At 60.6% G+C, this 14,084-nt stretch carries 10 protein-coding genes; 4 read left to right on the top strand and 6 right to left on the bottom strand.

Annotated features, from left to right (window positions below; all coding sequences use genetic code 11):
• Together nirB and nirD are read left to right on the top strand one after the other, a co-directional pair.
• A partial coding sequence (gene nirB, locus QZ534_RS17675; RefSeq protein ID WP_296936414.1) for a nitrite reductase large subunit NirB occupies window positions 1-2,400 on the top strand: 2,400 nt, incomplete at its 5' end.
• A gap of 226 nt (window positions 2,401-2,626) precedes the next feature.
• Window positions 2,627-2,995 (top strand): nitrite reductase small subunit NirD, encoded by a 369-nt coding sequence (gene nirD / locus QZ534_RS17670; RefSeq protein WP_296936411.1) that lies wholly within the window; start codon window positions 2,627-2,629, stop codon window positions 2,993-2,995.
• A gap of 135 nt (window positions 2,996-3,130) precedes the next feature.
• Here nirD and QZ534_RS17665 read toward each other — a convergent pair whose 3' ends face one another.
• Together QZ534_RS17665 and QZ534_RS17660 are read right to left on the bottom strand one after the other, a co-directional pair.
• The gene (locus QZ534_RS17665; RefSeq protein ID WP_296936410.1) at window positions 3,131-6,301 is read right to left on the bottom strand and encodes an efflux RND transporter permease subunit; all 3,171 of its coding nucleotides are present in this window, start codon (window positions 6,299-6,301) and stop codon (window positions 3,131-3,133) included.
• The gene (locus QZ534_RS17660; protein ID WP_296936407.1) at window positions 6,301-7,524 is read right to left on the bottom strand and encodes an efflux RND transporter periplasmic adaptor subunit; all 1,224 of its coding nucleotides are present in this window, start codon (window positions 7,522-7,524) and stop codon (window positions 6,301-6,303) included. Before QZ534_RS17660 ends, QZ534_RS17665 begins: the two co-directional genes overlap by 1 nt.
• 41 nt (window positions 7,525-7,565) lie before the next feature.
• Here QZ534_RS17660 and QZ534_RS17655 point away from each other — a divergent pair, with 41 nt between their 5' ends.
• The gene (locus QZ534_RS17655; RefSeq protein WP_296936405.1) at window positions 7,566-8,933 is read left to right on the top strand and encodes a wax ester/triacylglycerol synthase family O-acyltransferase; all 1,368 of its coding nucleotides are present in this window, start codon (window positions 7,566-7,568) and stop codon (window positions 8,931-8,933) included.
• 9 nt (window positions 8,934-8,942) lie between these two features.
• Here the strand turns inward: QZ534_RS17655 and QZ534_RS17650 are convergent, their stop codons facing one another.
• Window positions 8,943-9,350, bottom strand: a complete 408-nt coding sequence (locus tag QZ534_RS17650; protein ID WP_296936402.1) for a TM2 domain-containing protein — start codon at window positions 9,348-9,350, stop codon at window positions 8,943-8,945.
• A 388-nt stretch (window positions 9,351-9,738) separates the two neighbouring features.
• Window positions 9,739-10,845, bottom strand: coding sequence for an AraC family transcriptional regulator (locus tag QZ534_RS17645; protein ID WP_296936399.1), 1,107 nt, complete (start codon window positions 10,843-10,845; stop codon window positions 9,739-9,741).
• 225 nt (window positions 10,846-11,070) lie between these two features.
• On the opposite strand from QZ534_RS17645, the gene QZ534_RS17640 reads away from it, so the two are divergent.
• Window positions 11,071-11,976 carry a metal-dependent hydrolase gene (locus QZ534_RS17640; protein ID WP_296936397.1) on the top strand — a complete coding sequence of 302 codons (906 nt, stop codon included), beginning with the start codon at window positions 11,071-11,073 and terminating at the stop codon, window positions 11,974-11,976.
• Window positions 11,977-12,108: 132 nt separating this feature from the next.
• Here QZ534_RS17640 and QZ534_RS17635 read toward each other — a convergent pair whose 3' ends face one another.
• Window positions 12,109-12,894, bottom strand: coding sequence for a class II glutamine amidotransferase (locus QZ534_RS17635; RefSeq protein ID WP_296936394.1), 786 nt, complete (start codon window positions 12,892-12,894; stop codon window positions 12,109-12,111).
• 48 nt (window positions 12,895-12,942) lie between these two features.
• Window positions 12,943-14,043, bottom strand: a complete 1,101-nt coding sequence (locus QZ534_RS17630) for a sensor domain-containing diguanylate cyclase (RefSeq protein WP_296936392.1) — start codon at window positions 14,041-14,043, stop codon at window positions 12,943-12,945.
• Window positions 14,044-14,084: the final 41 nt, after the last annotated feature.

The following is a 14,084-nucleotide window of genomic DNA, read 5'->3' as shown; positions in this document are numbered from 1 at the left end:
GGCGAGGAAAAGCAGCTGGCCTATGACCGGGTTCACCTGTCGGAGTATTTCGGTGGCTCTACCCACGCGGATCTCGCCATGGGAACGCTGGAGTGGTACACGGAACAGGGCATACAGCTGCACCTTAACGAGCAGGTGACCGGCATCGACCGGGAAAATCGCACCCTGGAAACGCCCCGTGGCAGCTACCGGTACGACGAACTGGTGCTGGCCACCGGCTCCTTTCCTTTCGTACCGCCCATCGAGGGCAATGATCGCCCCCACTGCCTGGTTTACCGGACCCTTGATGACCTGGATGCCATTCGCGCCAGTTCCGAAGGTGCCCGAGCAGGCGTGGTGGTAGGCGGTGGCCTGCTGGGTCTTGAAGCGGCCAATGCGCTCAAGAGCCTGGGCCTGGAGGCCCACGTTGTGGAGTTTGCGCCCCGGCTGATGCCGGTCCAGCTCGATGCCGATGGCGGCGCCTTGCTGCGCCGCAAAATTGAGGAGCTCGGTGTGCAGGTGCATACCGAGAAGGCCACTACGGCGATTACCGAGGGCGAGGACGCCCGGCTGCGCATGAACTTCAGCGACGAGTCCTTCCTGGAAACCGACCTGATTGTGTTCTCCGCCGGCATCCGCCCCCAAGATGCCCTGGCCCGGGCCAGTGGCCTGGAAATCGGCGAGCGCGGTGGTATCGTGATCAACAACCAGTGCACCACCTCGGACCCGCATGTGCATGCCATTGGCGAGTGTGCGCTCTGGGAACAGAAGATTTATGGTCTGGTGGCCCCCGGCTACACCATGGCCCGCACCCTGTCTGCCGCGCTGAACGGCGATCGGGAGACGGCCTTCACCGGTGCCGACATGAGCACCAAGCTCAAATTGCTGGGTGTGGACGTGGGTTCCATTGGCGACGCCCACGCCCAGACCCCAGGCGCTCGGAACATCCGCTTCAACGATGAGCAGGCCGGCCACTATCGTCGCATGGTGATCAGTGAGGACGGCAAGACCCTGCTGGGCGCCATCCTAGTGGGCGACAACAGCCACTACGACACCCTGCTGCAATACGCCCTCAATGGCATCGCCCTGCCGGAGAATCCGGAAACCCTGATCCTGCCGGAAAGCCAGGGCGGCGCACCGGCCCTGGGCCCCGATGCCCTCCCGGAAACCGCCTCCATTTGCTCCTGCCACAACGTCACTAAGGGCGATATCTGCGGCGCCATTGATGCCGGCTGCTCCGACCTTGGTAGCGTCAAGGCCGAAACCAAGGCTAGCACCGGCTGCGGCGGCTGCACCGCGCTGCTCAAGAACGTGGTCGACAGCGAGCTGGAAAAACGCGGCGTGGAAGTCAGCAAGGACCTGTGCGAGCACTTCCCGTACAGCCGCCAGGAACTGTTCCACATTGTGAAGGTAAACGGCATTCGCACCTTCCGCACGCTGATCAGCCAGCACGGCAAGGGCCACGGCTGCGACATCTGCAAACCGGCGGTGGCCTCGATCCTGGCCACCTGCTGGAACGAGCATATCCTGGCCACCGACCACGTGCCGCTTCAGGACACCAACGACACCTTCATGGCCAACATGCAGAAGAACGGCACCTATTCGATCGTGCCGCGTATTCCCGGCGGCGAGATCACCCCGGACAAACTGATCGTGCTGGGCGAGGTGGCCAAGGAGTACGACCTGTACACCAAGATCACCGGCGGCCAGCGGGTGGACCTGTTCGGCGCCACCCTGAGCCAGTTGCCGGAGATCTGGGAGAAATTGATTGCTGCCGGATTCGAGACCGGCCATGCCTACGGCAAGTCCCTGCGGACGGTTAAATCCTGCGTCGGCAGCACCTGGTGCCGCTACGGCGTGCAGGACAGCGTTGGCATGGCGATTCGCCTGGAGGACCGCTACAAGGGCCTGCGGGCGCCCCACAAGGTGAAGATGGCGGTGTCCGGCTGCACCCGGGAATGCGCCGAAGCCCAGAGCAAAGACTTTGGTGTGATTGCCACGGAGAACGGCTGGAACCTGTATGTCTGCGGCAACGGCGGCATGCGGCCCCGGCACGCCGATCTGTTTGCCACGGACCTGTCTGACGAGGAACTGATCCGCACCATTGACCGGGTGGTGATGTTCTATGTGCGCACCGCCGACCGGCTGCAGCGCACCAGCGTGTGGATGGAGAACCTTGAGGGTGGCCTGGAGTACCTGAAGCAGGTGGTGCTTGAGGACAGCCTTGGGATTGGTGCGGAGCTGGAGGAGCACATGGAGGGGATTGTTGGTACCTACCAGTGCGAGTGGAAGACGGCTGTCGAGGATCCGGAGAAGCGGAAGCGGTTCCGGGAGTTTGTTAATGCGCCTTCTCAGACCGATCCGGTTCAGGAGTGGACGGTTGAGCGGGGGCAGCGTCGGCCTGTTTTGGAGTCCGCTTAGACTGGTTGTTGAGGGGCGGAGCGCAGGGGTCGGTATCTTGCCCCTCGGGAAAAAGAACTCGCTTCGCTCAGACACCTTTTTCCTGTCGGGGAAAGATACCTACCCCCACGCTCACCAGACCAACAGTTAACGCCTGGGTGCAATAAGCCAGAATTTTTTTGAGACGAATCGGCGTAGACAGCTAAAAACGATTCGACTCATTGTAATAGCGACATTGGAGGAACATATGAAACCACGCACTCGTTGGGAAGCCGTCTGTACCGTAGACGATTTGGTACCGGAATCTGGCATCGCCGTCTGGACCGAGGACGGCCCAGTGGCGGTGTTTTACCTACCGCACCGGCTGCCGGCGCTGTTTGCAATCAGTCACACGGACCCGTTCAGCGGCGCCAATGTTCTGGCCCGGGGGATTACCGGGGATTTGAAGGGGGAGCCGGTGGTGGCCTCGCCGCTATACAAGCAGCATTTCAGTCTGCGTACCGGTGTCTGTCAGGAAGACGATGCCGTACGGGTCAAAACCTATCCGGCGCTGCTGGACGGCAACCAGATCCGCTTGGAAGTCCGGGCCAACCAGCGAGAATCCATCGCGGCCTAGGCCCTTAACAATGCCGGCAAGAGCCGGCGCGTGGTATGGGAGGTCTTTGTGGAGGGGAAAAGATGTCTGAGCGAAGCGAGTTGCTTTTCCCCGGAAGAAAGACCTCCCATGGCGCGTGACGGCGCTACTCCCAGGTCAGACCTCACCCGTACGGCGTGACCGCCACCGCTCCCGCCAGCCCAGAACAAAGATGGTCAGTGACGGCAGGAAGGTCACCGTTACGATGGCAGCCCCCAGCAGGCCGAACAGGACGATGGCGCCCACGCCCCGGTAGAGCTCGGTGCCTTCGCCGGGCAGGAACACCAGGGGAGAGAGGCCGCAGATGGTGGTCAAGGTGGTCATGGCGATGGGGCGCAGGCGGGTCTGGACGGCGCCGGTGACTGCCTGGACCACGGTAACGCCTTTCTGACGCAGGTTCTGTCGGGCCTGGTCCACCACCAGGATCGGGTTGTTCACCACGGTGCCCATCAGGATCAGGAAGCCTAGCATGGTGATCATATCGAAGGGCTGCCTCAATGGCTGCAGGCCGATCATGGGCAACAGGCCGCCTACCAGGTTCATCAGGGCCAGGCCCACTATGCCGCCAGCAACACCCAGGGGAATGGCGGTCATAATGAGCAGCGGGAAGCCCCAGTGGGCGAATATGGCCACCAGCAGCAGGTAGACAATGGCAATGGCGATGATGAAATTGCCAGTCAGGGCCTCCCGGGTGGCATTCAACTGGTCGCTGGCGCCGGAGATATCCACATCCACATTCGCGGGCAACGCGCCGCTGTCGCGCATGGACTGCAGCAGTTCTGTGCGCACCCGCTCAACCCCGGCTTCCAGGGGCACGTCACCCGGGGGGATCACGTTCAGGGTAACGGTGCGGCGACCATCCACCCGGCGGACCGTGCTGGTATCCACGGTTTCCTCGATGGTGGCCAGGCTGGAGAGCGGCAGGGTCGCGCCCTGGGGCGTGTGCACCATGACATCCGGCAGGCTGTCCAGTGACGGATTTCGACCTTCGCTGCCGTAGACGTAGATATCGATCTTTTCGTCGTCCAGGAAGAAATCGTCAACATAGCTGCCCTCGGTCAGAGAGGCCACGGTAAAGCCAATGCTTTCTGCCCCAAGGCCCAGTTCCGCCGCTCGATCCCAGTCAGGCATGATCTGGATCAGCGGTTGCGCCAGAGACAGCGTGGAGGGCTGGCTCTGGATGCGGGGATTGTCGAAGATCTCTTCTGCCCGCCGGTAGGCGGCGTTGGCGGCGCTGTAGACCGAAACCAGGTCCGGCCCGGAGATGTCCAAGTTGATGCTGCGGGTGCCGCCGTCGTTACTGGAGATGATGGAGCCTTTGGCCGCGAAGGCGCGCATGCCCGGGAACTGTTCGTAGAACCGGGTGATCTCGTCCATCAGGGCTTCGATGTGCCTCGGGTTCAGGGTCTCGGCGATGATGCGAATCCTGGTGGGCGTCACCTGCATGTTGAGATAGGCCATGGGCGGAACACTGGTTTCGCCAGCCGCATAGGCCTGGCCATCTGCGTTCACATGGGGCAGGAAGTAGTCTTCAACCTGCCTGGCAATGGCTTCCATCTCTTGCAGGTTGTAACCCGGCGGCGCCGACATGGCGGCAAAGGTCTTGGGCTCCTCACCTTCCGGCAAATATTCCGCGGGCGGGGTCAGCACGAAGATCACCCAGAGGCTGAAGCCGACCGTTGCGGCGATCACCAGCACCCTTCGCAGGGTGCCATTCACCAGCCATCGCACCGCCCCCATGGCGGCACCGCTCCAGCGACCCGAGGTTTCGTTGCCGTACTCGTCTGTGGTCACGCCTCGCCGGCCAAAGTCCAGCCGGGCGCAGAGCGTAGGAATGATGGTGATCGCCACCAGCATGGAGGCAAGGATGGCGGCGGAGATGGCGATGGCGACGTCGGAATACAGCTGGCCCGCTTCTTCCTCGATGAACAGAATCGGCAGGAACACCAGGATGGTTGTGGTGGTAGACGCCAGCACCGCCGGCCAGACTTCCCGCACGCCCTTGAGGGCGGATTCGAAACGATCCAGCCCCAGGCGCCGGTGTCGCTCGATGTTTTCAAGCACCACGATGCTGTTGTCCACCGTCATGCCGATGGCAAAGGCGATGCCGGCCAGGGAAATCACGTTGATGGTGCGGCCGGTGATCAGCAGCCCGATAAACGCGGCTATGGCACACAGGGGAATTCCCACCACCCCGGCGAAGGTGGCCCGACCGGACCTCAGAAACAGGAACATCACCAGGGTCGCGAAGGCCGCGCCGATACCCAGGTTGGTCCAGACGTTGGCCACCGAGGCTTCCACGTACCGGGCATCGTCTGCGGTCAGGCCCAGTGTCATGCCGGCCGGCTCAAGCACCTCCCGGTTGATATCGGCCACCTCGTCCATCATGGCGCGTTTGATATCAATAACGTTGGAGCCGCTTTCGCGGCGGACCTGAAGACCAATCACCCGTTGGCCGTTGATGATGGAAAGTTCCCGTATCCGTGAGTGACCCTGTTGCACCTGTGCGACCTCTTCCAGTCGCACCACGCTGTCTCCCTGCCGGCGAACCACCAGCTGCTCCAGGGATTCGACATCATCGAAACGACCTACCGTGCGCAGCAGATAACGGCGCTTGCCGGCATCAATCTCACCGCCGGAAATGTCCTGGTTGCGGCTGACAATGGCATCGCGCAGATCGAGCAGACTCAGGCCCCGCTGGGCCAGAGCAGCTTCGTCCACGATAATCTGCATCTGCCGGTCGGCACCGCCGCCGACGGTGACTTCGGAAACCCCCGGCACGCTCTCCATCCGGGGCCGCACGCGGTCCTCGATGAAGTCACGCATCAGCTCGATATCCAGCTCCCGGGGGTTGCCCTCGAGGGTGGAAATACGGAAATACATGAACGCATTCGACGAGAAGGACGCTGCGACAATGCGCGGCTCATCGACGTTTCTCGGGTAATCCGGTACCTGGCTCAGGGCGTTATTTATCTGAATCAGGGTCTCGGTGATATCCACCCCGAACGGGAATTCCAGCTCTATTTCCGCCGCCCCGCTGGAGGCTGTGGAGGTCATCCGGCTCAGGTTCGGAACGTTGCGCAGGAACCGTTCCTGCTCGATCAGAATGTCCTTCTCGATGTCCTGGGGCGTAGCGCCCGGCCAGCTGGTTTCCACCGTGACCGTGCGCACTTCCAGATCCGGAATCATCTGCACCGGAATCCGCAGTGCTGCGGCCGCGCCAAGTATCGCGACAATCAGGGCAATAACGGTGACCAGAGTGCCGTGGCGGATAATGCCGGCAAACATCAGCGGCTCTCCCGTTCGGCAATGCGCACGCTGATACCCTCGCTAAGGGATTCATTGCCACGTACCACCACCTTCTGGCCCGCTTCGAGACCGCTGGTCACTTCTACCCGGCCCTCAAAGCCGGTACCAAGACGTACCCGCTTTTCATTCACGGTCCAGGTTTTCTCATCCGCCGGTTCGGCGATCCATACGGTGGTTCGGCCTTCGGGATAACGGTTGATGGCGTCCCGCGAGACCGTCAGGCCACGTTCACCGGTGGTGACCCTCAAGACCGCCTGTGCAGACATACCCGGCAGCAGCTTCAAGGACTCCGGCTTGATGGCACGGAGGAGAAAGGTTCTGGACTGGGGATCGTTGACCGGCACCAGGACATCGATGGCTGCGCGGCTCAGTTCCTGCCCGTCCTGCATCAGCAGCCGACTGTTGTCGTCGATGCGTTTGTAGAAGGACTGGGGGACCTGGAAATCCAGACGCAGGTTATCGGTATCGACCAGGGTCAACAACTGGTCACCCGGAGTTACCCATTCACCAACATCCCGGGAGCGCTGGCTGACCACACCGTCGAAAGGGGCGGTCACGCGGTGACGACGGACCTCGACTTCTACCTGTTGGCGCGCCGCTTCAAGGCGAGCCAGGGCAGCTTCGCTTGCGGCCACTTCACTTTCCCGGGCACTGACTTCGGTCGCTGCAATGTTGCGGCCCGCACCAACGGACCTGGCCTCGCGCAGCCGACGCCGGGCTTCTTCCAGGCGGCTTCGGGCTTCCTCGGCCTCTGCCCTGGCGGCTTCCAGCTCCCAGGTAACCAGTTCATCATCCAGTGCCACCAACACATCACCGCGGGAAACACGATCGCCGGTTTCCACTCGAACCTCGTCAAGCAGACCGGCAACTGTCGCTGATATGCCAGATACCCGAAGAGCGTTGACTGTGCCATTCAGGGTCACTTCCTGAACAATATCCTCTGATGAGACGGTTTCCAACTGCACACCGGGCAGATCCTGGGCAGCGGTGAATATCGGAAACAGGCTGTACACAAACAACAAGATTCCCTGCAGGCTCTTCACGGGGGTAGCCACTTCCTCTTCTCCAAGCTTCATTTCAATGGATGCAATTACTAACCTTAGTAGATGGCTTACGATGAAAAAGCCGGTCCGGACCTTGAACTCCGTTTGGCCCGGGTGCTGGCGGGAATTCGAACCGGGGTCAATTCCGACGCCGGCCATCTGAGCTACTATTGTCACACCACTGATAACAAGGACGCCCCGTGAAACCTCTCAGCCCTACGGATCAGCTTTTTCTCTGGCTGGAAAAGCGGCAGCAACCCATGCACGTGGGCGGTCTTCAGCTGTTCTCGTTTCCCGAGGACGCACCGGATGACTACGTCGCCCAGCTAGCCGACCGGCTCAGGCAGTACACCCGGGTAACCCCGCCGTTTAACCAGCGCCTGGATTACCGTTTCGGCCAGCCGGTCTGGGTGGAAGACGAGCACCTGGATCTGGAACACCACTTCCGATTCGAGGCACTGCCAACGCCGGGGCGGGTCAGGGAGCTGTTGTCGTTTGTTTCGGCAGAACATTCTCACCTGATGGACCGGGAGCGTCCGCTGTGGGAATTCCATCTGATTGAAGGGCTGGGGGAGCGGCAATTTGCGGTGTATATCAAGGTGCACCACGCTCTGGTGGACGGTGTATCGGCCATGCGGATGGTCACCCGGATGCTGTGCCAGGATACCGGCGAGCGGGACATGCCGCCGATCTGGGCCATGCCACCCCGCCCGGCCCGTGAAAAGGAGGATGGCGGCTCCTCCCTGTGGCGCAGTGTCGGCCATCTGCTGGGCGAATCCGGCAAGCAACTGGGCACCGTACCGACCGTAGCCCGGGAACTGCTGCGAACCATCAACGACGCCCGGAAAGGCCCGGCCTATTCCTCGATTTTCCACGCACCCCGCAGCATCCTGAACCAGAAGATCACCGGTTCCCGACGCTTCGCCGCACAATCCTACGAACTCGGCCGGATAAGGGCGGTCTGTAAAACCTACGGAACCACAGTGAATGACGTGGTGATGGCCATGTGCGCCACTGCACTGCGCAGCTACCTGATGAACCAGGATGCCCTGCCGGAGAAGCCGCTGATCGCCATGGTGCCGGTGTCCCTGCGCAAGGATGACAGCTCTGGCGGCAACCAGGTGGGCGTTATCCTCGCCTCGCTGCACACCGATGTCACCAGCCCGGTCACCCGGCTGATGCAGATCCATGAGGATGTGAAAGCCGCCAAGGACCGCTACGCCCACATGTCTCCGGAAGAAATCATCAACTACACCGCCCTGACCCTAGCGCCGGCGGCGTTCCATCTGCTCACCGGCATGGCTCCGAAATGGCAGACCTTCAACGTGGTGATCTCCAACGTCCCCGGACCGCGAGAGACCTGCTACTGGAACGGCGCCACGATGGACGGCATGTACCCCGTGTCCATCGCCATGGATCGCCTGGCCCTGAACATGACCCTGACCAGCTACGGCGACCAGGTGGAATTCGGCCTCATCGGCTGCCGCCGCACGCTACCCAGCCTGCAGCGGATGCTCGACTACCTGGAAGAGGCCCTGGTAGAGCTGGAGGCCGCTGCCGGCCTGTGAGCAGGTCGATCAGCCGAAGCGACGCTCTTCATTGCGGATGGAGATCTGGTTGTTCAGGGTCCAGAAGTCATACAGCACGCCAATCAGGAACAGGCCGCCGGTCAACAGGTAGATAATGCCGGTGACCCACTTGCCCATGTACATCCGGTGAATCCCGAACACACCCAGGAAGGTCAGCAGGATCCAGCCGATGTTGTAGCTGACCTCACCTTCCCGGAACCGCAGGTCCGCTTCCCGGTCCATGGCCGGTATCAGGAACAGGTCGATGATCCAGCCGATAAACAGCAGCCCCAGGGTAAAGAACCAGATGGTGCCGGTAACGGGTTTGCCGTAGTAAAACCGGTGCGAGCCTAGGAATCCGAAAATCCAGAGCAGGTAGCCGATCAGTTTGCTGTGGGTGTCTGGGCGATCTGTCATGTTCGTTCTCATCCTTCTGGATTCGTAGCTGATTTACACTATAACCCCAGCCTGCATGTGCTGGGGGCTGGCCGGGGGGAAGGAATATTTTCCCTCGGGAAAAACAACTCGCTTCGCTCAGACATCTTTTTCCTGTCGGGAAAATATTCCTTCCCCCCGTCCGTCGAACCATTGTGGCATAAGGAAGAAAAAACAAATTAAAACAGCTCAATAAATTACTCTGACGGCCCTCAGCTTTGTCCATAGGGCGTGGGGTGGAGCCTGAATTTTTCGGGGAAAAAGATGTCTGAGCGAAGCGAGTTGCTTTTTACCCGAAAAATTTAGGCTCCATCCTGCGACCACGCTCCAAACCAAGCGGCCCGAGAGACTTAAGAACCCAAGCCAAACCTCAAGGCCCAACCTCCGGAGCCGGATCCGGACCACCCTCGCGAAACTCGCTGGCCGACTTGCCGGTCCACTTCCGGAACGCCCGGCTGAAGTTGGAGAGGTCGGCATAGCCCAGCTCGTAGGCAATCTCGCTGACCGACTGGTTGGTGTACCGGAGCAACTGGATCGCCCGGTCTTTCAGTACAGACTCCAGAATTTCACGGTAGCTGGTATCCCGGTCAGCCAGCCGGCGTTTCAGGGTTCGGGACGAGACGCAGAAACGCTCGGCCATGGCTTCCAGTGACGGCAGGGGGCCGGGCATCATCCGGAGCATGTTGCGAATGGCCAGGACAATGTCACCTTGTTCTTTCAGGGCCTTCTGCAGCTCGAACTCGCATTGCTGGCGGGCCATTCGGGAGGCTTCGGCGTCGGCCAGGCGCATGCGTACTTCCAGGAGTTCCCGGGGGAACACCATCATTTCGTCGGGCTGGCCGTATTCGAATCGGACCGGTAGCTGGTCCGCGAACTGCCGGTACCAGGGCGGCTCCGGTGCGCTGAGGCGGACGGTGACACCCGGCAGTTTGCCGTCTTCCAGGGCAAAGCCGTGTTTTGCGGCGTCCTCACGGTCCAGGAGCTGTTCGGTCAGCAGGATCAGGGTGGCACTCACGGTCTCGGCCAGAAACGGGTAGAGGCCGGGTACTTCGAATTCGGTGCAGAGCTTTACCAGCACCTGATCCCCCGCTTCGGACTGGCTCATGCCGAGAAACGGCACCCGCAAATGCAGGTAACGGCGCACGGAGTCCAGGGCATCGGCGAAGGTGGGGCTGGTAAGGGCCGCGAAGCCCAGGGTGCCGTGAATGGTCAGGCGTAAGTCCCGGGCCAGCATGAAGCTGAGGCCGTCCTGGCCGGCCAGGTTCACGGCCCGTTTGGCCATGATGATGGCATCAGTGACAAACACCCGGCTGTCGTTGGACTTGAGATCGTCCGGGGAGAATTCGAGCCCTTCATAGAGTGACCGGTCGTTATACCCCAGTTGCCGGACTGTCTCGGCCAAGACCCGCAGGTAAGCGCCCGGCACCAGGAACAATCCCAGCATCTGCCGTTCTTTGTCCGGACCGGTTGCAGTCATTGGTATTCCTTCTGATTGGCGTGGCTGAAGCACTTCCATGGACTCTATCAGAAGCCCCCCGCCGCTACAGTGGGGCCCGGCACACCCTGGTCGTCGTCAGAATGGTCAATCAATTTCCGGCCCGTGTCCCATCCTGATCGACCGCCGTCCCCTTTGCGCATTCCTGCCCAACGTTGACTGCCCCACACTGAACCCATGACATCAGCCAGAGTGAGGAGTACACACATGCTGAGCAACAAAACCGCAGAAAAGAACACGGCGACGGTTACCCGGGCCTCCAACACACCAGAGAACGTCACCATCACAGCCCAGCGCATGGGGTTCGAGTTTGGCGAGCAGGTGCCCCGCTACTGGGTCGATAACAGCTACACTATCAGTCACATCATGAATGGGCTCTCAGTGCTGTTTCCGCAGGGCGAGCAGTTCTTTGTCGATTCGGTAAGGGCGTTCCGGGACCAGGTCTCCGATCCCAAGCTGAAAGAAGAAATACGCGGATTCATTGGCCAGGAGGCCATGCACTCCTTGGAGCACATCGCCATGAACCAGCACGTTCGTGACCAGGGCATGCCGGTTGAGGAACTGGAAAAACACCTGGAAGTGGTTCTGGGAATCGCCAAAAAGCTGCCCAAGCGTCACCAGTTGGCGATCACCTGTGCCCTGGAACACCTGACTGCCATGATGGCCGACATGCTGCTGGACCGCGACGATGTCCGCCAGGACATGGACGAGTCCATGCGCCCGCTCTGGGTTTGGCACGCAATTGAAGAAACCGAGCACAAGGCGGTTGCCTACGATGTGTTCCAAGCGGCAGGTGGCACCTACGCCGAGAGGGCCTTTTATCTCATGTTCAGCACCGCCGCCCTGGGTGTGATGAGCACCTACTTCACCAGCCGGATGATGCTGAACGACCGCAAGAATTTTTCTTTGAAAGACACCGCCACCGGTCTCTGGCGCCTCTGGGGCGTTAACGGCACCTTCTCGAGCCTGATTCCCACATGGTTGGAGTATTTCAAGCCCGGCTTTCACCCCTGGGATCACGACAACAGCGACCTGATTGCGCGTTTCAAAGAGGAAATCCAAGCGCACATCGCACCGCAATACAAGAAAGGTAATCGCCGGACGCTTCAGTAAATCACGGAAGCAACTCCCAGCCCTGAAGGGAAGCGGGTGGGGAGGTCTTTGTGCAGGGAAAATGATGTCTGAGCGCAGCGAGTTGCCTTTTCCCGGAAGAAAGATCTCCCCACCCGATTCCCCACTCCCGGATCAGGAATGCGGCTCAGCGACGCCGGATCGAATGACTTCTCCTTTCTTCCATAACCGCCATTCGCCTGGCTGGTAAACATCCCACTTTTCATCTGTGGTCAGAGGTTCAGTAACGATCACGCTGACGATGTCATTGGGCGTCGTTTCCGATTCGAAATCCACCGTCACATCGGCGTCTTTCAGACGTGCAGGACCAAACGGGGCTCTCCGGGTGATGCTGGCCATTTTGGTGGTGCAGTAAGTGAACAGCCAATCACCGTTACTCAGTAGGAGGTTGAAAACGCCCTGGCTGGCGTAGGCGACGGACAACCGGACCAGGCGGTCGATTATTTCATCGGTTCCGGTATTGCGATCGCAGTGCGTTCGAAGGTGGTTAAGAATATCGCAGAACAGCGCCTCGCTGTCGGTGGTTCCGACCGGCTCGTAGAAGCCGGGATTCGAACGGAAGCCGGAGAGCTGGCCGTTGTGGGCAAACACCCAGTAGCGGCCCCAGAGCTCACGCATGAACGGGTGGGTGTTGGCCAGGCAGATATCGCCAACGTTGGCCTGGCGGATGTGGCAGATGGCCACTTCGCTTTTGATCGGGTGGGTCTGGACCACTTCTGCGATTCGGGAACTGGCGCTGGCGTCGGCGTCGTGGAAGGCACGCACGCCCTTGCCTTCGTAGAAGGCCACACCCCAACCGTCCTTGTGGGGGCCGGTCTGGCCGCCTCGACGGGTGAGGCCGGTGAAGCTGAAACACAGGTCGGTGGGCGTATTGGCGCTCATGGCCAGCAGTTCACACATGGGCTACTTCAATCTTGCAGGAGAATGACTACCCCAAGAATACCGGAATCAGCCCGCTTCGACAGTCAGAATCTCAAGCTGACGGGGGTTATGGCCGGCGCCGACCACCCGGTTACGCCCGGCTCGCTTGCCACTATAGAGCCAGCGATCGGCTACCCGGAACAGGCTTTCGGCTTCCCGGCCGTGGTCTGGCCACTGGGCAATTCCGAAGGACGCCGTCACCCGGATTCGGGCGTCACCATAGGACAATTCGCGTTCAGAGATCCGCTGGCGCAGTTCGTCCATCAGCACAAATGCATCCGCCGGCTTCACATCCCGCAGTATCAGGCCGAACTCCTCGCCACCCAGGCGGCCGACGAAGTCCGTGCTTCTGAGGCGCTCAGTCAGACACCGGCTGATGTTCTTCAGCACGAAGTCTCCGGCCTCGTGGCCGAGGGTATCGTTGACGACCTTGAAGTGGTCAATATCCATGACTACCAACGCGAACCCGTTGCCACTTCGTTCACCCTCGGCGATGGTGCGATTGAGGGTACTCTGGAAGTTACTGCGATTTGCGAGACCGGTCAGTGCATCGGTCTGGGCCATATCCACCAGACGCTGCTCCGCCTCTTCACGGCGAACCTCATACATGTGGATGAAGGCCAGCATGAGCGCTCCACACAGAACCATGTTGAGCAGATCAATCATCGCATGGGGGGTGCCGACCTGGCCCAGGTGGATGTAGTAGATAACGCCGCCGACAATCATGAAGGGCACGCTCAGGATCATGCCTTCTTTTTTGCCAAGCAGCAGGTAGGCGAGAACCGGCATCATCAGCACCCACACGAAAGCGGACACCGAGGCTTCCGGCAACAGCATGATCACCAGGAAAAAGGCGAACAGGGGCACCAGGTAGGCATAGACCCATTGCTGCAAATGAGGCGTCGATTTCAGACGCCAGACCCCGAAATAGAGCACAGCACTGGCAAAGAGCTCACCTGCACCCACCCAAGGGTAGCCATTGAGAAACTGCAGGCAAGCAAAGACCACCAGAGCCGAGCCGGTGACCAGAAAAAGCAGCCGCATCAGTGAGCGGCGATGGCTGTCGCGCAGACCCGAGCGGCTCTGTTCCAGAGTGGCCCCCAGGTCGGAATGGTGAGGCGTATTCATGCTGACTCTTCCTTGGATCAGCTTTCGAGTATAGCCCCGAA

It is taken from the genome of uncultured Marinobacter sp. (assembly GCF_913055835.1).
Taxonomy (GTDB): domain Bacteria; phylum Pseudomonadota; class Gammaproteobacteria; order Pseudomonadales; family Oleiphilaceae; genus Marinobacter.
This window is presented reverse-complemented; position numbering and strand designations above follow the sequence as displayed.